We start from the raw sequence: 26,026 nt of genomic DNA on the forward strand, positions 1-26,026 counted from the left end.
CTTCCGGCACCAGGCGGGTTTGCGGCAGCAGTTCCGGCGGTGGGGCAATCCGCCGCCGGGAGTTGCGGTGGTTGCCGCCCAATGGCCCGTGCTCACTTTCTGCTTCTATATTTTTTTCGGGGACGGCACACTGACACGCACATGACTAACACACGCAACACATCGCAACTCGGCGCGGCCCAATGGTTGACGCTGGCCGCCGCGTTTTTAGGCTGGATGTTTGACGGGCTTGAAATGGGGATGTTCCCCGTGGTGGCTCGCCCGGCCTTACAGGAGTTGTTACACACGCAAAGTGAAGCCCCCATTGGGCAATGGATGGGGTACATCACGGCGTTGTTCCTGCTCGGGGCCGCCAGCGGCGGGCTCATCTTCGGTTGGTTGGGGGACAAGGTCGGGCGGGTGCGCGCCATGACCGCCAGCATCCTCACGTATTCGCTTTTTACCGGCTGCGGTTATTTCGCGACGGAGGCGTGGCATCTGGGGGCGTGCCGTTTTGTGGCCGCGCTGGGGATGGGCGGGGAATGGGCGCTGGGCGTGGCGCTGGTGGTGGAGTATTGGCCGGAGGAAAAACGGCCATTGATGGCGGGGGTGATCGGCGCGGCCTCGAATATCGGGTACGCGTTGATCGGTCTGCTGACGTGGCTGGTGCCGGTACATGTAGATTCGTGGCGTTGGGTAATGCTGGCCGGGGCGGCACCCGCGCTGCTCGCGCTGTTGATCAGTTTGTTCGTGCCGGAATCGGAGAAATGGAAGGATTCCGTGAAGAATGTCACGGTGAATCCGCTCGCGGAAATCTTCGGTCCCAAACTGTGGAAGACGACGTTGATTGCCGTCGGGTTGTCGTCAGTGGCCTTGATCGGGACGTGGGGGTCGGTGCAATGGCTGCCGCTCTGGGCGGATAAGCTGGCGGGCAAATCGTTGCCGGAAGCGAAGGCGATGACGATGTTCATGCAATCGGCCGGGGCGGTTGTCGGTTGCTTCATCGGGCCGCTCTTCGGGGCGCGGGTGGGGCGGCGTCCGGCTTATTTTGCGATGTGCCTGGGTTCGCTGGTGGTGTGCGCGGTGCTGTTCCGCACGGTGCATGCGTTCGGTGCGCCATTCCTGATCGGGGCGTGCGTGGCCGGGGCGATCACGGCGGCGTTCTATGGCTGGTTGCCGCTGTATCTGCCGGAGTTGTTCCCGACCCGGGCGCGGGCGACGGGGCAAGGTTTCTGTTATAACGGCGGCCGCGTGCTCGCGGCGGGTGGCGCGCTTATGCAAGGGCAGTTGGTTGGCTTTTATGGCAGCTACGCCGAAGCCGGGGCGGTTATTACCATGGTATATGCCATCGGCATGGGGCTGATCTGGCTGGCCCCCGAGACCAAAGGCAAACCGTTGCCGGATTAATCAGGGGCTAATCGAATTTTAATCGGGCAACGTTCACGTCCCTCTCGACAACCGCCTGCCAGACAGGTATGCTCGCCGCATGATGAAACTGACACAAGCGCAACTGTGGAAACGGTTCCAACAATATTACACGGAATTTCCGGAACTCGGCCTCGCCGTGGACCTGAGCCGGATGAATTTCCCGGATGATTTCTTTGCCCGCATGGCCCCCGCCATGCACCAGGCGTATGACGCGATGACGGAGCTGGAGCGCGGGGCGATTGCCAACCCCGATGAGAAGCGGCAGGTCGGCCACTACTGGCTGCGCAACGCCGCGCTCGCACCGGATCCGAACGTCGCCAAAGAAATTACGGATACGGTGGCGGCGGTCAAAGCCTTCGCCAAGCAGGTGCATGACGGCAGCTTATCGGGCGCGCGCGGGCCGTTCAAAAATCTGTTGGTCGTGGGCATCGGCGGTTCTGCGCTTGGCCCACAGTTTGTTGCGAATGCCCTCGGACATCCGACCACGGATAAACTCGACGTTTTCTTTTTCGACAACACCGATCCCGACGGCATGGACAAGGTGTTGGGCCGCATCGTCACGGAACTCGGGCAAACGTTATGTGTGGTCATCTCCAAATCCGGCGGTACCAAGGAAACCCGGAACGGAATGGTCGAAGCGAAAGCCGCGTGGGAACACGCCGGCCTGGATTTCGCGCGCCATGCCGTCGCGGTCACGGGTGCCGGGAGCGAGTTGGATAAAGCGTCCACCCATTGGCTGGCACGCTTCCCGATGTGGGACTGGGTCGGTGGCCGCACAAGCGAAACGTCGGCGGTCGGTCTGCTGCCCGCCGCGCTGCAAGGGTTGGATATTGATGCGTTCCTCGCCGGCGCCAAGGCGTGCGACAGCCTCACGCGTTTGCCGGATACATCCAGGAACCCTGCCGCCCAACTGGCCTTGATGTGGCACTACGCCGGCAGTGGGCGCGGCGCGCGCGACCTGGTCGTGCTGCCCTATAAAGACCGGCTGGAATTATTCTCCAAATATCTGCAACAACTGATCATGGAATCCCTGGGCAAGGCGTTGGATTGCCAGGGTAAAACCGTGAATCAGGGCCTCGCGGTGTACGGGAACAAAGGTTCCACCGATCAGCATGCGTACGTGCAACAACTGCGCGACGGCTTGAATAATTTCTTCGTGACCTTCATCGAAGTGCTGCGCGACCGCCAGGGTGTTTCGATGGTCGTGGAGACCGGCGCGACGTCCGGTGATTATTTGTCTGGCTTCTTTCTCGGCACGCGCCGTGCTTTGCATGAAAACGACCGCGAATCCATCACGCTGACCATCGCCGAAGTGTCGCCCTTCACCGTTGGCGTGTTGATCGCGCTGTTCGAACGGGCGGTGGGCTTTTACGCCTCGCTGATTAACATCAACGCATATCATCAGCCGGGCGTCGAGGCGGGCAAGAAAGCCGCTGGCGAAGTGCTGGCGTTGCAAGGCAGGATTTTGTGCCAACTGGCAACGAAATTGCCGCAGAGCGTCGAACAAATCGCGCAGGCCATCCACGCGCCCACGGAGATGGAAACCATTTTCAAAGTGTGCGAACACCTGGCGGCCAATCCCGACCGGGGAATTCAGAAGCTAACCGGGAAAAACATCCTGGAAACCCGGTACCAGCAGGCCTGAGACGGCGAACGGCTCCGCGCAATGAAAGCCACTGCCCGGCGTTTCCAAGGCAGGCCGTCCAGCAAGGCCGAGCGTGCGCCGCGCGCCATTGCGTTTGGTCATTCGCGCCGCGAAATAAGTTTTTGGCGGCGCCTGGCTGCTCAGGCGATCCAACAGGTGCCCACACCGTTTTACCTGTTTTCCGCCGACCCGCTCCTGGGTGCCATCGAGGAAATGGACGCGGCGCTGTGCACCAGCCCGGTGCCGGTGCGACACTGGCTCTCATGCAAAACACAGCCCTTGGCTCCCCTGTTGCAGTGGTGGCAGCCGCAGGGACGCCCCATCGAAGTCGTGAGCGAATACGAGTTTCGCGCGGCGATCCGTACGGGCTTCAAGCCGCCGGAGATTTTAGTGAACGGTCCGGCCAAACATCGCTGGCTGCCCAACCTGGCAGACCAGACGATGATCGGGTTATCCGTGAACTTCGACTCGCTCAGCGAATTAAAGGCCCTGTTGCCCTGCGCGAAACAACTCCATTGGCGGGTGGGCATCCGCTTGCAAACCGCTCAGGAGTTCGACCCCGAACACCCCGGACAACCAACCCAGTTCGGATTTACCGCCGCCGAGGCGCAGCCCGCGTTGCGCGCCTTGCAACGCGCGGGTATCCACCCGGAGATCGTGCATTTTCATCTGCGCACCAATGTCGCCAGTCCACAAATCTACGAACGCGCCATTCAGGAAGTGGCGGGTATCTGTCAGGCGGCGAAATTCTCCCCCCATTATCTGGACTGCGGCGGAGGTTGGCCGCCGCGCCATACGTGTTCGCACGATGGAACATTTTACGCGGCGGAGTTCGACGCGCCCCGTTTGAAATGCGCCCGGGAGTTATTCCCGGACTTGCGGGAAATCTGGCTGGAGAACGGACGCTTCGTCAGCGCCCGCTGCGGCGTGCTCGTCATCTCTGTACTGGATGTCAAAGACCGGCCAGGAATGCGGCAACTCATTTGCAATGGAGGCCGTACGATGAACGCCTTGGTGTCCAGTTGGGAACAACACGAGCTGTTATGCCTGCCGGAACGTCGCGGACGCCAGGTCTTCACCACCGTCTATGGCCCGACGTGCATGGTTTTCGATCAATTGGCGCGCCGCCCGTTACCGAAAACAATTCGCGCCGGAGACCATTTGATTTGGCTGGAGGCCGGCGCGTACCACCTCCCGTGGGAAACCCGTTTCTCTCATGGTCTGGCGGCGGTGGTCTGGCATGAAGCGGGCAGCTTGCAGATCACGCGCCCGCCCGAATCGTTTGATCAATGGTGGGGCAGGGCAGGGGCATCATGCGCATGAACCTGAATTCTTTTCGGCTTAAATTTGCGCTGCTGGCCGGGCTGCTCATGGCCGGGCTGCTGCTGGTTACCGGAGGGTTCCTGTGGCGCGTGACGCATCAAACCGGCCTGGCGCGATTGGACCGCGAGTTGCTTAATCTGGCGCAGCCCAATTTGGACCAGGAACACGGCCCGTCACATTACCAGCGGTTTGAAGAGACGTTATCCGTGCTGGGTGGGGAGCCCGCCACCTTTGTGCTGCTCGTGCTGGATGAACATGGGAAGATTCAGCATGTCTCGCTCCATTGGCCAAAGAGTTTGATGATTCGTTCGTTTCCCATTCCCGCACAGTACGCCGCATCATTGCCGGGGGCGCGGGCTGCCGGATCGCCCTCGGTGGGGGCGGCGAAGGCGGCGCCGTTGCCTCAAAAAATCCCGCGGTTTGAAGCCCGTGAGGCGGGCGAAGCGAGCTGGCGCTTTGCCGTGATGGGCAATGCGCGCGCCACGCTGGTGCTCGGCAAAAGCCTTCGCCCCTTCAACGAGGAGATGCGGGCATTGCGGCGGCTGTATCTGTTTGGGACGGGGGCGGCGATGCTGCTGGCTGGGCTGGGGGCGTGGTGGCTCGCCCGGCAGGCCATGCGCCCTATCACCGCGCTCACACAAAACGCCGAGCGGGTCACGGTTGCCGGCATGAACCAACGCATTCCGCTCTTGGGCCATGACCAGGAATTCGAGCGGTTGATTCAGTTATTTAATCAGATGCTGGAGCGGATGGAGGCCAATGACCGGCAACTGACGCGTTTTAACGCGGAGGCATTGCGGGAGATTCAGGCGCGGCTGGCGCAGCTTAAACCAGCGACGGTTGGGGGGACGGAGCAAAACCCGGATGGCGGACGGAGCGAGGAAGTGCAGCGCCTGGGCCACCTCGTGCAAAAGCTGCTCCTTGCCATGGCGGAGACGGGCCGTCTCCCGCTGGATCGCCAGCCGGTGAATCTGTCCCGCCTGCTGAATACGCTGGCCCAAACGTGCCAAACCGCCGTGCCGGGGTTGCGGGTGAAGTGGCAACTGGAACCGGAGGTGCAAATAAAGGCGGATGCGGGGCTCCTGCATCAAGCGTTGCACCTTGTCATCGGCCACGTCATGGAGGTCAATCCGCCGCCGGAAACCATCCGGTTCGAGTTGATGACGCGCAGCCTTCTGGCGACGCTGCGCATCGTTTGTGCCGGGACCGTTATTCCGATTGCCGTCCGGGAACACATCTTCGCGGGGCAACCGGACACCCAGGGCATCGAGCAGGGCTTGGGGCTGAAGCTGGCGCGTGAGATGATCCGGGCGCATGATGGCGACTTGACGCTGGAACCGCCGGAAGGCAACCTGACCGTGTTCACCATCCGGCTGCCGATGGTGAAAAACCAGTAAACGGAAGCACTGTTTTATGAAGCGTATGCATATTGAACCAAGTCCGATTGGTCGCGCGCTGTTATTGGGACTCGCGCTGAGTGTCAACGTAACCGCCGCCACATTGGAGTACTCCAAAGACGGCGCGGGCATTCCGGGTTACCGGGATACGCCCGTGCAACCATGGTCCGGATTTCACGTGCATGATCCAGACCGGCCGGTGGCGCCCAAAGTCACGGCGGGCGAGTTCATGACGCAGGACAAGCCGGGCACCGCGCCGTCCGATGCCATCGTATTATTCGATGGCAAGGACATGGCGGCCTGGCTGCCGACGGCGGAATGGAAGCTCGATAAAAATGAACTCGTCGCCGGCAAAGGACTCCTGACCACCACCCAGGCCTTTGGCAGTTGCCAGTTGCACCTGGAATATGCAGCACCGAATCCGCCGGTGGGCGTGCCCTTCGATCGCGGCAACAATGGCGTATTCATGATGGGGATGACGGAAATCCAGATTTTCGATTCGTACACCAACAAGTTATATGCGGACGGGCAGGCCGCCTCGGTCTATGCCCAGACGCCGCCGCTGGTCAACGCCTGCCGCCCGCCTGGGGAATGGCAATCGTATGACATCCTCTGGCAGTCGCCGGTGTATGCCGGGGAGAAGCTGGTGCAACCGGCGCGTTTGACCATGTTGCACAACGGTCTGCTGGTGCATTGCAACCAGGAAGTGTACGGCACCACCGCGCATCGCGGTCTGGCCAAGTACATTCCGCAGAAAACCAGCGGGCCGCTTTCCCTGATGGGGCATAACAATCCGGTACGGTTCCGCAATATCTGGATACGCCCATTGAGTACGGCTGCCCCGTGATGAGGCTTCAAGTCGGCCGCGCGGCAATTACATTTCTAAAAATTTCGATTCCCATCATTATCGGGTTAGGTCAGTACTCGGGCGATCCGCAGACTGACTAATCGAGACGCGCTGGCACATTTCCATACATTCGTTGCGTATTCCGGGCAAACTCCGACCCAGAAATCCGGCGCGCTGCAAAGCGCGACCTTGACCATTTCCCTTGCCTCCTGCCCAATGCTGGCGCGGGCGCAGCGGGGTGCCACTGGCCAAACCAGCCGCCCCGGTAAATCATTCCTTGGGTTCTCTGACACTCCCCGATAGTCCTCCACGGGTAGTAGAGGGTTCTCCAAACCAGTTCGCGGGTTCTCCGAGACCGGTAGAGGGTTCTCCAAACCTCTCCGAGGGTTCTCCGAGACCGGTAGAGGATCCGCCAAACCGTTCCGAGAGTTCTCCAAGACTGGTGGAGGGTTCTCCAAGACTCTCCGGGGGCTGTCCAAACCATCCCGACAGCCCGAAAAATCATTTTTATGGCTCTCCAAACCATTCTTTGGGCATAATGACGGTCGCACAGGACATAATACCACCAGCACAGGGCATAATAAACCGTTTATTGGGTCCAATGATGCCGCCAGAGGGCATAATACCACCGCCAGAGGGCATAATACCACCGCCACAGGGCATAATAAACCGTTTACCGGGTCCAATACCACCGTCAGAGGGCATAATAACACCGCCAGCCAGCCCAATAAACCGCTTATTGGGTCCAATAAATCATTTATTGGGCTTATAAAATGGTTCATAAACGCCCGTAACCCGTTCAAAAAGGCCACTTTACAGCAAAAACTGCCAAAACGGGGCAAATTAGACGTATTTTGCCCGGTCGGCGGCTTGAGACCTGCTTTTATGAGAACCGTCTATTTCGATTCCGGCTTCCAACTAGACGATCCCAGCTACCAACTCGAACCGGGGGACCCGAAACGGAGTTCGACTAAACAATGCACGGTGGTAATTCGCGCCGTCACCGATTTTGGAGTGCGTGCGGCAAGGCGGGGTGCAGGGGCCGCGACGCCGCTTTGGATTTGCTCCGTTCATTTGAGAGGGTGCGGGTGTCCATGAGGAGACGCAACGAGAGTGGCGCGGGGGATTTTGGCGGTGGGGAAATTTCCAGAGTTTCATACCCCCTCACCTCTTTCCTCTCCCTTGGGGAGAGGAGGTCTGTTCTGCGGCTGGGCAGCAGAGGATGGGTTGCTTGTGTGTAAGGTGGCGTCTGGCACAGCAACCTTCCGCGGCGGGAGCGCACAAATGCCCTTTGGAATCTCCATACGCGGCGAGCGGTTTTCCCTCTCCCAGAGGGAGAGGGCTAGGGTGAGGGGGTACGGAACTCTCGAATTCAGAATGCGGAATATCCAAAGCGGTGTCGCCAGCCGACCCCTTTTCCACGGCAGTTGCCACCGCAGTCCAAAATCATCCACCGCCCCGGTTGCGGGCTACGGGTCGGTGGCGCTGTTGATGAGGATTTTTTCGCGGTGCGCTAAAGCGTGGATTTGAAATTACGGCTCCCGCTTTACAATGATCAACCAATTTTTCTTTGCCCCGTCTCCGGCAAATTCAGTTGGCCGTTCCTGGCCGCCCGAGCCGGTACACCACGTCAGGGTGTTGCCTTCGAGTTTGAGGATTCCCTGAAATGCTTTGCCTTTGAAGTTGCCCGTGCTGCCCACGGCCTCGATGGTTTTGCCATCGGCTGAAACTTTCAAATCACCCTCGCCTACCGCCTGGCCGTCGGGAAGCTTTTTGCACGTGATGTGACTGTCCTTGATCGTCAGTTCCAGCTTCACGCCTTTGGAAGGGTCTTCGCCTTTGCCGGCGCCAAACCGGGCCCCGCGCCAGACGCCCTGCAAGGCTTTATCCGAAACGGGGGCATCCGCCGCCCCTGCGAATCCGGGGCCGGCAAACAACAACGCCAGACCCGCCATGGTGGTGAGAATCGGTCCCGAAAGAAACGGTGTTTTGAATGTTTTCATAGTTGTGCTCAGTCCCAAACGCTACCTATTTGGATGGCCGCGCGTCAATGGCATTCTGATGATGAATTCCCAACCGATTTGGCTGGCAAAAGCCAGGCCAACTCGCCAACCGGTCTAAATTTTCATGACATCACCGGTGTTGGGCACCATCACTTCCGCGTTGGGTTTCAGCCTTTCCAAGGTTTCCGCAAACGCCAGGGATTGACTTTCCTCACCGTGAATCACGGCAATCTTCTTGATGTTGCCGGTCAGTTTCTGGACATAGCGGGTCAGTTCGTTTTTATCCGCGTGGCCGGAAAAGGCGTCAATGGAGGCCACCCGTGCCCGGACGGCATACGGCTCGCCAAAGATGTTCACCGGGTTCTGGCCTTTCATGATCTGTGCGCCCAGCGTGTGATCGGCGCAGTAACCAATGAACAGCACCAAGTTCCTGGGATCGCCGATGTTGTTCTTGAGATGATGCCGGATGCGCCCCGCTTCCGCCATGCCGGACGCGCTGATGATGATGATCGGTTCCTTGACGTCGTTCAGCTTCATCGAGTGGCTGAGTTCCCGGATGTACGTCAGGTTTTCCATGCCGAACGGGTTGGCCACATCCCGCAGAAACGCGTAAGTACTGTCGTTGAAACATTCCGGATGCAGGCGGAACACCTCGGTGGCGTTGACGCTTAGCGGGCTATCCACGAAAATGGGCACTCTGGGAATTTTTCCGTCCAGGCAATATTGATGCAGCACATAGACGATCTGCTGGGTGCGTCCCACCGAGAAGGACGGGATGATTACTTTGCCATTTTGGGCCAGCGTGCTGTTGACCAGTTCCACCAGTTTGCTGATCGCCTCCGGTTTCGTGCCGTGCTCGCGTCCGCCATAGGTGGACTCGACTTGCAGGTAATCCACACCTTCCACCGGCACCGGGTCGCGCAGGATTTCATCCTGGCCGCGCCCCACGTCGCCACTGAACAGATACCGGAATTTTTTGCCGTTCTCGCGAATGTCCAGCACCACCTGTGCCGAGCCGAGGATGTGGCCGGCATCCACAAACGTTACCGTGACACCGTCACCAATCGGCATGGGGCGATCATAATTGAAGGCGACGAATTGGCGGACCGCCTTTTCCGCGTCGGCGGCGGTATAGAGTGGTTCCACCGGTGGCAGCCCTTGTTTGGCGCGTTTCTTGGATACAAACTCGGCGTCCGCGCGTTGCACTGCGGCGGAATCTTGCAGCATGATGCTGGCCAGGTCACGGGTGGCGAAGGTGCTGTAAATATTCCCTTGGAATCCTTTCCGGCACAGGTTGGGCAGGTTGCCGCAGTGGTCAATATGCGCGTGGCTAAGCACGGCGGCGTCTAATTTTGAGGGATCAAATGGAAAGTTTCGGTTGCGTTCGATGGATTCGTCGCGCCGGCCTTGATACATGCCGCACTCGAGCAAAATACGCTGGTCATTCACCTCCAGTAAATACATGGAGCCGGTGGTGGTTCGTGCCGCACCATAAAAATGAACTTGCATGGCGAAACGATGGCAGAGGCGATGATCGGTTTAAAGCGAAATTTTTCGTGCGCCTACGCCATCAATTCCTGGATTTCATCCCAAGTCAGCACTTGACTCAGTGACTCCTCGTCGCCCAGCGTGCCCTTGAGCAAGTCGCGCTTGCGTTGTTGCAGACTCAGGATTTTTTCTTCCACCGTGCCGCGCGTGATCAGTTTGTAACTGGTCACCACGCGGGTTTGGCCGATACGATGCGCGCGGTCGGTGGCCTGGTCTTCCACGGCGGGATTCCACCAGGGGTCCAGGTGGATCACGGTATCTGCGCCGGTCAGGTTCAGGCCCGTGCCCCCCGCCTTCAAGCTCAGCAGGAAGACCGGGATTGTTGCGTCCTGCTGAAAACGGTCCACCACTTCCGCCCGGTTGATGGTGGAGCCGTCGAGGTAGCAGTAGGTGATTTCTTCTTTGGCCAGCGTTTCGCGAATCAGGCTTAGCAGGCTGGTGAATTGGCTGAAAATCAGGACGCGATGTCCGCCATCCACGACTTCTTCAAGTAATTCTTGGAAAAGGTCCAATTTACCCGAGGCTTCCTGCGGATCAATATTCTCCAGCTTGAGCAGACGCAGATCGCAGCAAATCTGCCGCAACCGTAGTAGGGTGGTGAAGATGAGCATCCGGCTTTTCGCCAGCCCCTGCGCGCCCACGCTCTCGGTGATTTCCCGCCGTCCGGCTTCCAGCACCTGCCGGTAAACTTCCGCCTGTTGACCCGTCAGTTCGCAAAAGCTGACCTGTTCGATCTTCGCCGGCAAATCGCGGGCCACCTCCTGTTTCAACCGGCGCAGCAGGAACGGGCGTATGCGCCGCGCCAGGCGCGCTTGGGCCGCCGTATTCTTTTCCCGCGAGACGGGCAACTCGTAGCGCTCCCGGAAATCCTTCGCTTGGCCGAGATACCCCGGCATCACGAAATCAAAGATGGACCACAGGTCCAGAACGCTATTTTCCATCGGTGTTCCCGTCAGCACGAAGCGCGTATCCGCCCGGATGGATTTGACTGCTTGCGCGTTCTGGGTTTGCCGGTTTTTGATATGTTGCGCCTCGTCCAGCACTGCCACGGCAAATTCAATGCCACGATAGAGTTCGGCATCGCGGCGAATCAACGCGTAGCTGGTGATGAGAATGTCGTGCTGCGCGATGTCCTTGAAATTTTTCGCGCGATCCGGCCCATGCAAAGCCAGTACCCGCAGTGCGGGTGTGAATTTATTTGCTTCCGCCACCCAGTTAAATACCAGGCTGGTGGGGCAGATCACCAGGGAAGGGCGGGTGTCCCAGGTTGGTTGGTAGTACGATTGCAGAAAGGCGAGCATTTGCAGGGTTTTACCCAACCCCATGTCGTCCGCCAGAATGCCGCCACAGCCGTTGCGGTGCAGAAAATTCAGCCAGGCAACCCCAGTTTTTTGGTAGGGTCGCAGGCGCGTTTCCAGTTCGCCCAGCGGTGGGCATTCCGCCGTTTCCATGGCGGAAGTCGAGGCGAAACGGCGCTGCCAACTCTCGGGAGCCTTCAGTTGCCAGCCAGTTTGGTTGCGGACGGTGGCCGTCAGGAAACCGGCCTGGGTATTGGCCAACCGGAAGCCGTTGGCATGTTGGCGCGGTGCGCAATCCAGCAGCACTTCCTGCAACTCTTCCACTGCGCCGGTGTCAATCACGGCAAATTTTCCGTTATTCAACCGCCGATGGCTTTGGCCCGATAACAGCAGCCGTTGAATTTCCGTCGGTGAAAAACGCTCTCCAGAACTGGTCTGGTAATCCACCTGCAAGTCGAACCATTGCTCGCCGGAGGGGGTGATTTCCAGGGTCGGTTCAACCCGTTCAATGTTTCGCGCAATGCTTTGGTCCAGTCGCTCCTCCAGCGTGACCTCCCACTCTTTTTGCAGACGATAGAATTCTCGCGCAAAAAAATTGAGCACTGCGTTCTGGCCGTTCAGTTGCCAGCGGTATTGCGTATCGGGTCCGGAGAAACCGGCTCGCATCAGGCGGCCCATGGCGGCCTGCTCGGCGGCCAGGTCGCGGGTGGAATAACGGGTGGGCTGATCGGGATCAGGCAGCCAGAGTGATTCACTGGCGTTGGCAGTTCCCAAGGGCAGGATGCGCGGTCCATACGAGCATTGCAGCAGGGCTTGGAGCTGACTTAAGCCTCCTTGGAGGGTAAGTACAAAGCGTGGTGCCTTGGGCGCAAAGGAGAAATCACCAGGCTTGAAGTTGGCCTCCACGGAACCACTTTGCGCCAGGGCCTGCCAATCTTGCCCCATGAAGAGCGGGATTTGCGCGCGCGTGAGGCGCATGGGGCCAGCCATGACGCCTTGGTAACGAGTCGGTAACCCGATGGGCTGAAGGATGGCGGCGTGGAAGACCCACGGCTTCTGGCCATTCAGGATGGCGGATGAGGTGGGCGCCGGCCCAACAGCACGTAGTGCCAGCACGATTTCACCATTGACCTGCAAGCTGGCCGTCAGGGGCGGAATCCATGTCTGTGGCGAAACGGCAATGGATTGGCTTTTCCCCAGGGTGATCCGTGGATGATCAATCAGGATGGCCAGTAAACCGGCAAAGGCATCCGCCTTCAATTGGATCATGCCCGGCGTGTCACCGCCCGCCATTTCCTCCAGATGATTCAGCAGTGTGAGGTCGTTTGGTGACAAGGTGAAAGGGGTGTTCTTATCCAGACTGTTCAGCGGCATCCGTCCTCGCCGTCCTTCTCCTTCCAGGCAGACCATGATGGAGCCTTTGGTGATTGCTTGCGTCAGATTCGGCGGCAGGATCACCGAGATTTGCAACGGTTCTCCCTGCGTGCCGACTTCGGCTCTTCGCAGACAGCGTCCGCGCGTACGTTGTAAGGGCAGGGGAACGGTCGCCTTTGGCTGGCTGGGTGCCTGGCTTTGAGGAGCGGCAGGGGCTGGTGGTTGGCTGGCCAGTTTTTCGCGGCGCACATGGTGCAGCCCTACCGCCACTGAATGCACGCACATGGTGCCCCATTGGCGGGATTCCCGGCAGCCGCACATGTTCTCCACATTGGTCGTGCTCTTGATGACCAGCCCCGCGCGGTACGAAATAGTGCCCTCTTGGACCACCCCTTTGAGGATGGGCGGTGTCCAATTGGAACTGAGAACCTTGTCCGTCTCCAACAAGGCTCGCGCGCGCTTCATGGCTTCCCAACCGGCAATTCCGGCCAGAAACGCCTCATTCAATTGCACCTCACTCATACTCATTAAAATACGGCGCAAGCTTCCGGTTCATAATGCAGCCGGTCAAGTGGGATCGAGTAAAAATCTTCGTGGCGATCCGTATTGGCACAGCTCCTCATTACTCATATTCCCTCCTAATCAAGTCGAAAGGAAATCGGCTGGCGACTTGCAGGTTGTGGCGTTTGCCTGCGAGACCCTATGCATGAATCGCCCGGCCATCCACGGCCAGGCAGGCTTCCTTGATGGCTTCGGACAGGGTGGGATGCGCATGGCAACAGCGGGCAATGTCCTCGGCGCTGGCACCAAAATTCATCGCCACGGCGGCCTCGGCAATCAACTCGCCTGCGTGCGGTCCAATGATATGCACGCCCAGCACGCGATCCGTGGTCTGGTCCGCGAGCACCTTGACTTTGCCCTCGGTGGTCCCAGCGGCACGCGCCCGCCCGTTCCCCATAAAATTGAAAACGCCCTTGCGATAACTAATCCCGGCTTCTTTGAGTTGTTCCTCGGTCTTCCCAACGGAAGCAACTTCCGGGTGGATGTAGGCCACGCCGGGGATGGTGTTGTAATCCACGTGTCCGTAGCCTGTGACCAGATGCTCCACGCAGGCAATGCCTTCCTCCTCCGCTTTGTGCGCCAGCATGGGGCCGCGAATCACGTCGCCAATGGCGTACACCCCGGCGACTGGGGTGGCAAAATGATCATTCACGGGAATGCGTCCGCGTTCATCCAATTTCAGGCCAACGGTTTCCAGCCCCAGATTGTCCGTGTTGGGAATGCGCCCCACCGCCAGCAACACGCGGTCACACTGAATCGGTTCCGCCCCTTCCACCGTCACCGTGCATTGTTCCCCATTGACAGTAGCGCCGGTGACGCGCGAGCCGAGCCGGAATTCAAAACCTTGCTTCTTTAAAATGCGAAGGGCGTCGGCGGCGATCTCCGCATCGGTGCCCGGGAAAATGCGGTCTAGGTATTCCAGCACGGTGACCTTCGCACCCAAGCGCCGCCAGACGGTGCCGAGTTCGAGGCCGATGTAGCCCGCACCGATGATCACCAGGTGTTTGGGTACTTCCGGGTAGGTGAGGGCCTCGGTGCTGGTGCCGATGCGGTTGCTATCCACCGTCACCCCTTTGAGCGGGGCCGACTTGCTGCCGGTGGCGATCAAAATACTCTTGGCTTTAAGCTCTTCGTTGCCCGCCGCGCCTTGCACCACCACGCGGCCTGGACCGTCCAGGCGGGCGTGGCCCACAAAACGTGTGATCTGGTTTTTCTTGAACAGCCCTTCCACACCCTTGGTGAGGATGGTCACCACGGAATCCTTGCGTCGCAGCATCGCCGGCAAATCCAGCTCGACCGTTCCCACCTTGATGCCAAAGGTGGCGAGGCCGTTCTTGGTTTGTTCGTAATGCTCGCTGGCTTCCAGCAGCGCTTTGCTGGGGATGCAGCCGATGCGCAGGCAGGTGCCGCCCAGCGCCGGTTCCTTTTCCACGCAGGCCACTTTTAAGCCAAGCTGCGCGGCCCGAATGGCGGCCACATAGCCGCCCGGCCCCGCGCCAATCACCACCAGATCAAATTCAATCACAGGCATAATCGTACCAAGTTCAGATTCCAAATTTCCGATCACGAATCCCCGTTCGTCATTCTAAATCTCTAGCATCAAGCGCACGGGGTCTTCGGCGATTTCCTTGATGCGCCGCAAAAAGAGCACCGCGTCGCGGCCATCCACAATCCGGTGATCATACGTCAGCGCGAGGTACATCATGGGGCGGATGACCACCTGCCCGTTGAGGGCCACCGGGCGCTCCTGGATGGTGTGCATCCCCAGTACTCCGCTTTGCGGCGGGTTGATGATCGGGGTGGACATCAGCGAACCGAACACCCCGCCATTCGTGATGGTAAAGGTGCCGCCTTGCAATTCGTCCGGCAGGATTTTGTTTTCCTTGATGCGCTTGGCAAAGTCGGCGATGGCCTTCTCAATTTCCGCCAGTCCCATGCGCTCGGCGTTGCGCAGCACCGGCACCACCAGGCCTTTGACTCCGCCGACCGCGATGCCGATATCGAAATAATGCCGGTACACCATTTCGGAGCCGCGGATTTCGGCGTTCAGGGCCGGATGTTCCTTCAGCGCTTCAATCGTGGCCTTCACGAAGAACGACATCATGCCCAGTTTGATCTGGTAACGTTCGAGGAATTTTTCCTGGTACCGCTCGCGCAAACCCATGATGGCGGACATATCCACCTCGTTGAACGTGGTGAGCATGGCCATGGTGGCCTGGGCGTGCAACAGTCGCTCGGCAATGCGCCGGCGCAGCAGGCTCATCGGCACGACTTCTTCGGGGCGCAGACTGGTCGGTGCAAAGGCCTCGGGAGCGGCGGGCGGCGGCGGTGGAACTGGCGCCACGGTTGGCGTGGGCGTCTCGGGTTTCGCCGTGCTGGTGCGTTGCACGTCTTCCTTGAGCACGCGTCCGCCCGGCCCGGTCGGCGTCACCGCCGAGACCGGCAGATTCTTTTCCGCCAGCAGTCGGGCGGCGGCGGGCATGACCATGGGTTCCTTGCTGGCAGCCGGTTTGGCGGCGGGAACGGATGGGGCAGGGGTGGCTGGCACGGTTGCCGGGCTGCCTTCCTCGATGAGTCCTACCACCTCGCCCACGGTGGCCTTGGTGCGCTTACCCTTGAGAATTTTCCCCAGCCGGCCGGTGACCGGCGCGGACACTTCCACCGTGGCTTTGTCCGATTCAATCACGAGCAGCACCTCGTCCCGTTGGACAAGGTCGCCCTCTTGCTTCAGCCAATCAGCGATTTCCACTTCGGTCACTGATTCGCCCACCGACGGCACTTTAATTTCGATAGCCATAATCTCTTTCGTCAATTGTTTTCCAAATCACTAAAAACACCAAGTTTAAAAACGTATTACACCAGTTGCTTGACACTCGTCACCGTTTCCGTGCGCGGACGCGGCTGGCTGTCGCCGATGCTGAAGGCCCGGTTCAGCAGGTCCGCCTGTTCAATGTGATGCGCCGCTGGCGACCCGGTCGCCGGGCTGGAGCAGGCCGGGCGGCAGATGCCCGTGAAGGGCAGGCGGCCCAGAAACTGCATGCTGACCGTGACGCGCAGATAGCGCCAGGCTCCCATGTTTTCGGCCTCCTCTTGGACCCAGATCACGTTGGTCCCGTCGCGGCATTCGGAAAGCATGGCTTCCAGTTCCGCTTTGGGGAAGGGGTACAACTGTTCGAGGCGGATGATCGCCACATCGGTCCGGCCCAGTTGTTCCCGCTGGTTCTCCAATTCATAGTACAGTTTGCCGCTGCACAGCAGCACGCGGCTGGCCTGGGTCAGGGGCACTCCCTTACTATCGCCAATGATCCGCTGGAACCGGCCGGTCGTAAGCTCCGTCAGCGGTGAAACCGCCTTGGGATTGCGCAGCATGCTTTTCGGAGTCATCACGATGAGCGGCTTGCGCCATTTGCGCACCACCTGTCGCCGTAATAGATGAAAGATTTGCGCGGGCGTGGTGGGAGCCACCACCTGGATGTTATCCTCCGCCCCCAGCGCCAGAAAACGTTCCAGGCGTGCGCTGGAATGTTCGGGGCCCATCCCCTCCAGCCCGTGCGGCAGCAGCAACACCAGGCCGCTCAGCCGCCCCCATTTGTCCTCGCCGCTGACAATGAACTGATCAATGATGACCTGTGCCGCGTTGGCAAAGTCTCCAAATTGCGCCTCCCAGAGCACCAGTCCGTCCGGGCAGCCCAAGCTGTAGCCGTATTCAAAGCCCAACACGCCGGCTTCGGAAAGCGCGCTGTTGAAAATTTCCAGCGGCCCCTGTTTTTCGGACAGGTGCTTCAGCGGCGTATGGGTTTTGCTGGTCTGCACATCGTGCAGCACCGCGTGGCGATGGCTGAAAGTGCCGCGCTGGCTGTCCTGTCCGCAGAGCCGGATGCGATGCCCCTCGGCACTCAAGGTGGCCAGGGCCAGGGCTTCCCCCGCCGCCCAATCGAGTGGCCGCGTGCCTTTGGCCATCTCGCGACGCTGCTCCAATAGCCGGGCCAATTTCGGATGAACGGTGAAATGCTCTGGATACTCGGTCAATTTTTGGAGCAGGCTGGCGAGTTTGCGTTGCGATACGCCGGTGTCTGGATCGTTATCCTTCGGTTCGGGTCCGCCGGTGAAGCCTTTCCAGATGCCTTCCAGGCTGCTAGAGAGCGCCGTGCGCGCGCGCGTACGCGCCTCGGACAAGTGCTGTTCCAGGTAGTCGTACCGCTTTTTTGAAATCTCATCCGCTTCCTCGCGGGTGACCTCGCCCAGCTTCAGCAAGTGCTCCAAGTAGGCATCACGGACGGATTTGCGCTTTTCGATGAGCGAATAGAGCAGCGGCTGGGTAAAGGATGGTTCATCGCTCTCGTTATGCCCCAAACGGCGGTAGCAATACATGTCAATCACCACATCCATCTTGAATTTATGACGGAAATCCAGCGCCAGTTCGATGCACCGCGCCACCGCTTCCGGATCTTCCCCATTCACATGAAAGATGGGGGCTGGCAGCATTTTGGCCACACTCGTGGCGTACATCGTCGAGCGGCTGTCCGTTGGCTGGGTGGTGAACCCAATCTGGTTGTTGACGATGATATGCACCGTGCCGCCAACGCGGAAACCGGGCAACCGACACAGGTTCAGGGTTTCCTGCGTGATGCCTTCGCCGATGAATGCGGCGTCGCCATGAATCAGCAGCGGCATGACATGCGAACGATCCAAATCGCCATTAAAGTCCTGTTTGGCGCGCACTCGCCCCAACGCCACTGGGTTGACGAATTCAAGATGGCTGGGATTGAAACACAGCGTGAGGTGTACCTTCTTCCCGGCGGAGGTCACATAGTCGCTGCTATATCCCATGTGATATTTCACGTCGCCTCCTCCCTGGTATAGTCCCGGATCTTTATCTTCAAATTCCCGGAAAATTTCGCGCGGGCTTTTGCCGATGATGTTGGCCAGCACGTTGAGCCGTCCGCGATGCGCCATGCCGACGACGATTTCCGTCACGTCTTGCGCCCCGGCTTTTTCAATCGCCAAGTCCAGCATGGGAATCAGGGTCTCCCCGCCTTCGAGTGAGAAGCTTTTTGCGCCGACAAACTTTTTGCGGATGAACTGTTCCAGCACGACGGCATCCGTCAGGCGCGTTAAAATGCGCAACTGCTTGGTCCGGCTCAGAATGATTTCATGTTCCAGGTGTTCAATCCGTTGCTGAATCCAGTGGCGCATGTGCAGGTCATCAATATGCAGGAACTGAAAGCCGATCGCCCCGCAGTAAATCTTGCGGAGTTCCTGGACGATTTCCCGCAGTGGCACCCGTTTCAGTTTGTGCAGGTTCTCGAAGAAGAACGGACGGTTCATATCCTCGTACGAGAATCCGTAATACTGCGGATCCAACTCCGGCACATGCGGCACCCATTCACTCAAGGGGTCCAACCGCGCCTGCATGTGTCCGCGCACCCGGAAGGCCCGCACCAACCGGTCCACCCGGTGTTGCAGGAGCAGCATCTTTTCAAAATATTCGCTGGATACTCCGGCGGTGCCGCCGATGGGGTTGAACACACTCCGGCGGTTGATGGCGGGGCTGGCCCGGAAATCCGGCTGCGGCGCGGCGTCTCCGGTGGTTTCCGCGAAATACGTGCGCCATGCCTCCGGCACCAATGCCGGATCACGCACATACTCCGCGTACAACTGTTCGGCAAACGCCAGATTTAACACATCCAAGGATTGACCTTCATCACTCATAAGCACCCCTATACTCTGGCATTAAATTCACAGAATGCCACTATTTATAACTGGCTGTAAAATAACCAGTTGCAGGCTGGCACACGGTGGCTCGCGACGATCCGCAAGCCATCAAGTCTTGCCCAACCGGTCTGCTGATTCCCAACTCTCTGTGCCGGCCTCCGGTTCGGTATTCGGTATTCAGTATTCCCTTCACCCGCACCACGGACGCGTCCGCCCCCGCGCTTTCTGGTACGCCTGCGTCAGGATTCGCGCATCGTCCCCGACCTGAATGTCCAGCATCCCCACGCACAGAAAATCCGCACCGCTCTCAAACGCATATACAAAGCCTTGATCGGGGCGGATGGCCCCCGCCCCCAACACTTTGCAGGCGATCCATGGGCGATTCACTTCCGCCATGAAATTCGCGGTTTCGGATGGTTTCTCATCCCAGATATTGTCCCGGCGCGGTTCCACCGTGGCGGACCAATAGCGTTTGCTGTTAAAGGTCTTGAGGTACACATCCGGTTTCCATCCCGCTTCTTCGCTGGCCATCACGGTTTGAATCTGGTGCGCGCCCAGCCCGGCCACCATTCCCTTTTGCCGGATCAGTTCCAACGCCTTCTCCAGGACCGCGCCCTTTTTGGCTTTAAGCAACGCCTCAGCGGCTTCGCCATCCACCACGATTCCTGCCGCTCCGGCATCGGCCGCCTTCTGGATTTCCGTGTTCAGATTGGCTTCCGTCAGCACCGCTTGGGCAATCCATTGGCATTTGCCGCCTTGCTTTGAACGGTAGTTCTTCAGCCAGCCCAGGATCGGTTCCTCGGGCCGCAGCAGGAGCGTATTGATGCCGTTCGCCTCGCACAATTCCCAGGTCTCATACACCTTGGCTTCGGTGAAATACTTTTTCAGAAAATCCGTGACGTACAGCAAATCCCGGCCATGGCCGATGCCGCTCATCAGGTTGCCGCCGAAAATCAGGCGGCTGACGGAAAGTTTCCCCAGCTTGCCTTGCGGCAAATCCTTGACGGCGGCGGGTGGCGCGGACGGCTCGGCGCCGGTGGCGGTTCCAATGGCGGCCAGCGTGGAGACGCCCAAGGTGTTCCGCATGAAGTCGCGGCGATTCAGTGAGTTACTCATAATGTTTGGATGTAGATTCGTTTCCGGCGATGCAGGTTGGGACTACTTGTTTTCCTTGACCACTTCCGCCCCGGTGATCTTGAAGGTGAAGGCGTGATGGCACGGCGCCTCTTCCGGCCCAAGGGCCGGAGTTTCAAGCGTCAGCGTTGTTCCCTGCACCTGGTATTTGAGTTTTTGATCCACCCCAAGCAGCGTGATCTCGCTGTTGGCGGGCACGGTGATGTCGCGCACGAACAGTTCCTTGCCGGGCCAACCGGTGGTGATCGCGTAGAGTGCCCCCGGCTTCTTGGTGAAGAAGATTTGTTTGACCGCCAGATCGTTCTTGGGCTTTTGTCCCGCCTGGGCCATCAGGTCATACTTGATCATGTATTCGCCGTATTGTTGCCCCGGACGCTTGCCGTCGCTCCACTGGCAGGCTCGGCCGGAATAGCGGCTGCCATAGATGGCCTCGCCATTGACCTTGAGCCAGTCGCCCAACTCGATCAGCCGCTGCTGCATGATCACCGGGATGCGCCCATCCGCCGTCGGGCCGATATCCAGCAGGAAATTGCCGCCCCGGCTCACCAGATCGCACAGGATGAAAATGAATTCGCGGGCCGTCTTGTAATCGCCCAAGGCCTCGGCGCGGTTGTAACCATACGAGTAGGCCATGCCACGGCTTTCCTCCCAGGGATGCGAATCATCCTTCAGCCCGGCGGCGTACTCGGTGGTGTAATACCCCCCGTGCTTGTGCCGGGAATCTTTGCCCCAGCGATCATTGATGACCACCTCGTTTTTGCATGCCGCCTCATTGAACAGCCAGGCCAGCAATTCCTCGCTGCGCCAGTCCTTGGAGTGCAGGTCCCACTCGCCATCCGAGAAAATGATCGCCGGCTGGTAACGCGTCACCACGTCCTTGAATTGCGGGAACAGGTGCTCCTCGACAAACCGTTTCTTATCACTTTGCCACAGCGGGTTGTACCACTCATACAGCGAGTAATAAAAACCAAACTTGATGTCCCGTTTCCGCACCGCCCCGGCCAGCTCGCCCATCAAATCCCGTTTGGGACCGATCTCCATGCTGTTCCACGGACGCCCATACGCCTTGCTGGCCTGCTCGTTGGGCCACAGGCAGAAGCCCTCGTGATGTTTGGAAGTCGGCACGATGTACTTGGCCCCGGAGCGCGCAAAAATGTCGGCCCACTGGTCGGCGTTGAATAACTCCGCCCGGAACTGCGGCGCGAAATCCTTGTAATCAAAATTCTCCCCGTAATTCTTGACGTGAAACTCCCGCCATTCGTTGGTGGGTTTCTTGGGGTTCTTCGTCAGCATGTTATGCCAGTACCATTCGGCGTACTGTTTGGGCGCGCCCCAGCCGGGCACCGAATAGACTCCCCAATGAATAAAAATGCCGAATTTGGCATCCAGGAACCACGTTGGAGTGGGCCGTTTATCCAGCGATTCCCACTTCGGTTCATACTGGGCTTGGGCGGGCGCGGCCAACAGCGTCAACAGCACGGCACACCCCAGCCACCATCCATGACGTAAAGTACGTGAGCTATTCATGGCCGCACTATGCCCAAAGCCAGGGCGGATGGCAAGACCGGGAATCATGAAATCGTTGCTGCAAATTACATCAGGGGCATGGCATTGGCATGTCATATTGTCATTAAACGTTCAATTGCCGCCCAACCCAGCAAAGGATTGAAACCCTAGCCAAGTCGCTTGCAACCGAAAATACCACAAACAAGACCCTGTCCGGCTTGGACAAGACCCTTTCGATCACCGACAAAACCCTTTCGGCGCGGGCCTTGATGCGGAGGGACTTAGCTTCCTTTCAAGGTACGGAAGGTTGTGGGGGTGCATCGGTGGTTGGCCCCGGTTTCCCCAGTGATCGGTTGCTCAGCAGGGGAAAGGGGCTGACCGCCGGTAAACGTCGTTGCGCCGAAGCACCCTGGAGGGATGCCACAAATGCGCCCCGGAAACGTGCTTGCCAGCCACGGCGGAAGAGCGTTAAATCACCACCATGTTCAACACATTCCAGAAACCGCAAAAATCGCAAGGTGGGCGGGCCCGATGGAATTTTGCCGTGTAAAATTCTGGCATTTCTTTAGGATGCGTCAAGTTTCTGGTGCGCACCGGTGGTCGGCCCCTGTGCCCCTTGCCGACTGACCGCGACACAGCAGACTGGAAGTCTGCGCTACAGGGGAGCCTGCCCACCGTGAATGCCACACTCTTGGCCATGCGACGCTGGCGACTCTATATTTAGCAAAATGCGAGTATTGCAAGCTGTTATGGTAAGGTTTAATTGGCACTTGACGGCCATTAGCGGGGAATTAAGATCACCGCTATGAACCTTGCTCGAAAGCAATGCGCTATAGTCCAATTCCATCGAGTCACGAAGGATGGGCTATTGAAAAATATTTTCAATCAATTCATTTCCCCACAGCAACACTATAATTAGGATTTATGAATTATCGAAGACTTCTTCCCAGCCTCGAATATCGAAGACTCGTTAAAGGTGTCAAACGCAACTACCATGTACTCGAAGCACCACAACATTATATAATTTTTTCACCGAATAAACACGAGGATGCCGGCAACTATACTATTGTTCCCAAAAAAGCACTCAACTTCATCGTGAAAAAACTCGGTGGCACGAAAAGCATCACAACTGCCGAGGTGTTGGCTGCCTGTAAAGGCTCCATGTATTTTGGGAATCATTTTTCTGCGCTAAACGCCATGTACGCTTTAATCGGAGCGAAAGGGGCGCGAGTGTCGAAAATTTCCGGTAACAAATTATTCTTTAACATTTGGAAAAATGGTAAGTGAATGCAGACATTAAAGGGCTGTTGCTTCTCTTTTAATTTACCATGAACCATGGTCAGCTGATGCAATCATTTTGAGGTGTGCCACTTTTATTTAATTGCTTCACAATATTGCTATGAATCTATTAAATGAATGGGAGCGAAGTTTCAGAACTGCGGCGCGAGTCGACAATTGTGGCGTTTTTCGAGAGCATATCAAACGACTCAATCTTCCGAGCAAACCAAAGCAAATGCTTGAAGGTACTGTTTGTGTCGTGCAAATGTGCGTGGCCAATCTATGCTTGGATAACCGCAATAAACACGTCGACAGGTTCCTTAGCTCGCAGAAATATAACCCAGCAGGGCTTGCAAACGTACGCTATGCGTACACTTTTGATCTTTTCGGGAAAGCTTTTGCCCGAATTCTAGTGGATCCAAAAGCCAAAGATGTCGATTTGGCCGACCTTTTTGGATCTCGTTGCTATGCCTACAAAGTGGCTGGTTTCGAAAAATTCTGGATATCCCATCTTGACTGGTCTCCACTCAAGCGCAATGAATTGCGTAAGCTTGAGAATTCCGTTGCTAGCGATCTACTCTTTGATTACGAGAAGGATGAAATAAACTTTTGGTTCGATTTACAACCTGATCCAAGTTGCCTCTGCGTTACAGTCCATGATGTTTAAAAAATGAGTGAACAATTGCATCGTGGAAAGCGAATTATTCTATAACTTTTCTCAATTTCTCCGGCTCGAACACGGTCTAACGATTACCCGTTCCAGCCGTTGAATTTTGATCATCCGCAATCCGCCTTACTTCACCGCTGCCGGGTAGCCGCCGGGGAGTTTGGCACCGGTCCAGGGGAGCAGGCGGCCTTTGAGGGGTTGATCGGGGGCCAGGCAGGCGTGCAAAAAGGCGTTGGGGGCCATCGTTTCCCAGATGGTGAATTCATTTTGCAAGACGACGGACCAACCGTCGGTGATGCGCCGCGCCAACGGCAGTTGTTCCATGGCCGGGTAGAGGTGCTGCGTCACAGCGGTGACATGCGGGCGCTTACCGGGCGGTTCGGTGATGCCATAGATGACCAGGCCCGGCGCCGGACCCCGGCCTGCGCCGAGCATAAAGTATGAGTCGAGGTGCAGCGGGTTATAGGGCGGGCGCACACCGAGGCCGCTGGTGAAGCACCAGCCGGGTGGGTTCGCGCCCAGGGCAAAATCGGCGAGCCGGGCGGCGGCGGCGCGGTACCGGGCGTCGCCGGTGAGGCGCCAGGCGTGAATGAGGAAGTCGCCATAGCGTCCGACGCCGGTCGAAGCGCCCCAACTGGCGGTGGAAATCGTCGCGAAGCCGTCGCCGCTGAGTTTTTTCAGGTATTCATCGGCTTTGGCGAGGAGGCTTTGGCGGGCGGCGCGGAGAATTTCCGGGTCTTTGGGGCGCGAATCGTCCAGGAGGTAGGACGCAAAGTAATGGGTGAAGGCCGCGCCCTTGGCGATGGTGTCCATATTGAAGTAGGTGCCGTTGTATTGCGCGGGCCACACGCTCTTTTGCCCCGCGAGGTTGAAGAAATAGGCGGCTTCGCGGCGAAAGACGTCGTGATACTCGGGCTTGCCCGTCGCGAGGTAGAGCTGGCCGGACGCGAACAGGCGCACTCCGGGCGACCATTGGTACGCGGGATCTTTTTCGTGTTGCCGGAAGAAGCCCCAGGCGCGCTCGGCCCGCGCGGTGAGTTCGGCGGCGCGTTCGGCGGCGAACGGTTTGATCATGCGCCCGGCGTAAGCCATCAGTGCGGCGCCCGCAAGGGTGGTGTGGCCGTACCGGGCGAAGGTGCGGTAGGTCAATTTATCGGTTGCGGCGGACACTTCGCCATAGGCGGGGTGCCGATCCGCCTCGAACCCGGCGCGAATGCCGCCGTCGTCGCACTGAAGGGTTTCCCAGGCGCGAATGCTGTAGAGGGCTTCGTCCAAAAGGTCCGGGATGCCGTTGTTGCCCTCGGGGATGTCGAGCTGGCCGTCAATGAACTTCTGCGGAAAGAGTTCGTAGGCGTTCAGCAGCCAGCCCGCGACGAGCGTATGCGCCAGGCGCACGTCGAAATCGCCCGCGTCGTGGTGCCCGCCGACATGCGGGATGCGCCGGGTGCCGTGTTCCTTGATGAATTCGGGCGGGGCGGCGTCGGTGACTTCCAGTTCCGTGTGGCAGGCGGCGCGTTCCCACTCGGTGTATGGTTTGCTGAGCGCACTGCCGCAGCGCTGCTGGTAAAATCCCTTCAGGTGCGCGTAAAAGGCGTGATGGGCATAGACATCGCCGACGCCGAACTCCGCACTGCGGCCCGCGCCGCGCGCACAAAGGAAATAGCGGCCCGCATTGGTGACGGTGTCCAGCGCGACGCGCCAAAGGGGGCCGCCATTCAAGGGATCTTGGGGCAGCGGTCGCAAGGGCAGCGTGGCCAAAACGTTGCCGGTGGCCGCATCGTGCAATTGGACTTCCGCCGGCAGGCCGTTGGTGACCGCACCGAGATCGCCGCACCACGGAGCATAGAACGCTGCGCGCCGCATGCCCGCCAATGCATAGCCCACCTGGTTCACTTTGAAGGATTCGCAGAAGAAGGCGCGGGATTGAAAGGTGAAGTTGGTGCGCCCGCCGGGGAATTCGATGGTGCAGGGCGCGTCTTCCGGGAGCGGCGCGGGCAGGACGAGGTACACGCGGTGCCCGATGATTTGCGGGTAGCGTTGTTGTTTCCAATCGGTGCATTTTTCCTCGTACCACGTCGCGGAGTAGCGCCCGACTTGGAGCGGGGCCTGGCCGTTGACGCGGTAATCGGCGGGCAGTTGCGAGGGGGCGGCGTGGTCATCGTAATCGGCCATTACTAGCGCGAGCACTTGCGGGGAGGCCAGTTCCACGGCCACGAGCCGGCGCTCCGGGATGAGACGCGGGGCGGGCGTTGCGGCGGGCAAAAGCGCGGTGGTCAGGAGGATGGCACCGGCTACGAGGAAACCAACGCGTGCTGCCCGCATA

The 26,026-nt window shown here is 58.8% G+C and carries 16 protein-coding genes; 7 read left to right on the top strand and 9 right to left on the bottom strand.

Annotation, left to right across the window (positions count from 1 at the left end; genetic code table 11):
- The first annotated feature begins 141 nt into the window (after window positions 1–141).
- From WCO56_03045 to WCO56_03065, 5 genes are all read left to right on the top strand, one after another.
- Window positions 142–1,386 (top strand): MFS transporter, encoded by a 1,245-nt coding sequence (locus WCO56_03045; GenBank protein ID MEI7728514.1) that lies wholly within the window; start codon window positions 142–144, stop codon window positions 1,384–1,386.
- An 88-nt stretch (window positions 1,387–1,474) separates the two neighbouring features.
- A complete protein-coding gene (locus WCO56_03050; protein MEI7728515.1) occupies window positions 1,475–3,052 on the top strand; it encodes a glucose-6-phosphate isomerase in 1,578 nt (525 codons plus the stop codon).
- Window positions 3,053–3,073: 21 nt separating this feature from the next.
- Entirely contained in the window at window positions 3,074–4,375 is a 1,302-nt protein-coding gene (locus WCO56_03055; GenBank protein ID MEI7728516.1) for a hypothetical protein, read from the top strand.
- Window positions 4,372–5,772, top strand: coding sequence for a HAMP domain-containing sensor histidine kinase (locus WCO56_03060; protein ID MEI7728517.1), 1,401 nt, complete (start codon window positions 4,372–4,374; stop codon window positions 5,770–5,772). Before WCO56_03055 ends, WCO56_03060 begins: the two co-directional genes overlap by 4 nt.
- Before the next feature lie 16 nt (window positions 5,773–5,788).
- Window positions 5,789–6,619 carry a DUF1080 domain-containing protein gene (locus WCO56_03065; protein MEI7728518.1) on the top strand — a complete coding sequence of 277 codons (831 nt, stop codon included), beginning with the start codon at window positions 5,789–5,791 and terminating at the stop codon, window positions 6,617–6,619.
- 1,532 nt (window positions 6,620–8,151) lie between these two features.
- On the opposite strand, the gene WCO56_03070 is transcribed toward WCO56_03065, so the two are convergent.
- The 8 genes from WCO56_03070 to WCO56_03105 form a co-directional block, all read right to left on the bottom strand.
- Window positions 8,152–8,622, bottom strand: a complete 471-nt coding sequence (locus WCO56_03070) for a TIGR03067 domain-containing protein (GenBank protein ID MEI7728519.1) — start codon at window positions 8,620–8,622, stop codon at window positions 8,152–8,154.
- 114 nt (window positions 8,623–8,736) lie between these two features.
- Complete coding sequence (locus tag WCO56_03075) at window positions 8,737–10,131, bottom strand: MBL fold metallo-hydrolase (protein MEI7728520.1); 1,395 nt, start codon at window positions 10,129–10,131, stop codon at window positions 8,737–8,739.
- Between the two features lie 53 nt (window positions 10,132–10,184).
- The gene (locus tag WCO56_03080; GenBank protein MEI7728521.1) at window positions 10,185–13,364 is read right to left on the bottom strand and encodes an SNF2-related protein; all 3,180 of its coding nucleotides are present in this window, start codon (window positions 13,362–13,364) and stop codon (window positions 10,185–10,187) included.
- Window positions 13,365–13,542: 178 nt separating this feature from the next.
- Window positions 13,543–14,934: a dihydrolipoyl dehydrogenase gene (gene lpdA, locus WCO56_03085; protein ID MEI7728522.1), complete on the bottom strand. Its 1,392-nt coding sequence runs from the start codon at window positions 14,932–14,934 to the stop codon at window positions 13,543–13,545.
- Between the two features lie 54 nt (window positions 14,935–14,988).
- Window positions 14,989–16,200, bottom strand: a complete 1,212-nt coding sequence (gene odhB, locus WCO56_03090; GenBank protein MEI7728523.1) for a 2-oxoglutarate dehydrogenase complex dihydrolipoyllysine-residue succinyltransferase — start codon at window positions 16,198–16,200, stop codon at window positions 14,989–14,991.
- A gap of 56 nt (window positions 16,201–16,256) precedes the next feature.
- Window positions 16,257–19,115: a 2-oxoglutarate dehydrogenase E1 component gene (locus tag WCO56_03095; GenBank protein ID MEI7728524.1), complete on the bottom strand. Its 2,859-nt coding sequence runs from the start codon at window positions 19,113–19,115 to the stop codon at window positions 16,257–16,259.
- A gap of 192 nt (window positions 19,116–19,307) precedes the next feature.
- Window positions 19,308–20,234 (bottom strand): hypothetical protein, encoded by a 927-nt coding sequence (locus WCO56_03100; protein MEI7728525.1) that lies wholly within the window; start codon window positions 20,232–20,234, stop codon window positions 19,308–19,310.
- A gap of 42 nt (window positions 20,235–20,276) precedes the next feature.
- A complete protein-coding gene (locus WCO56_03105; protein MEI7728526.1) occupies window positions 20,277–21,779 on the bottom strand; it encodes an alpha-L-fucosidase in 1,503 nt (500 codons plus the stop codon).
- A gap of 903 nt (window positions 21,780–22,682) precedes the next feature.
- Between WCO56_03105 and WCO56_03110 the strand changes: the two genes are divergently transcribed.
- Both WCO56_03110 and WCO56_03115 read left to right on the top strand, forming a co-directional pair.
- Window positions 22,683–23,045: a hypothetical protein gene (locus WCO56_03110; protein MEI7728527.1), complete on the top strand. Its 363-nt coding sequence runs from the start codon at window positions 22,683–22,685 to the stop codon at window positions 23,043–23,045.
- Between the two features lie 112 nt (window positions 23,046–23,157).
- Window positions 23,158–23,703 carry a hypothetical protein gene (locus tag WCO56_03115; protein MEI7728528.1) on the top strand — a complete coding sequence of 182 codons (546 nt, stop codon included), beginning with the start codon at window positions 23,158–23,160 and terminating at the stop codon, window positions 23,701–23,703.
- 126 nt (window positions 23,704–23,829) lie between these two features.
- Here WCO56_03115 and WCO56_03120 read toward each other — a convergent pair whose 3' ends face one another.
- The gene (locus tag WCO56_03120; GenBank protein ID MEI7728529.1) at window positions 23,830–26,025 is read right to left on the bottom strand and encodes a glycoside hydrolase family 9 protein; all 2,196 of its coding nucleotides are present in this window, start codon (window positions 26,023–26,025) and stop codon (window positions 23,830–23,832) included.
- Window position 26,026 lies beyond the last annotated feature (1 nt).

The organism is Verrucomicrobiota bacterium, assembly GCA_037139415.1.
Classification (GTDB): Bacteria; Verrucomicrobiota; Verrucomicrobiia; order Limisphaerales; family Fontisphaeraceae; genus JBAXGN01.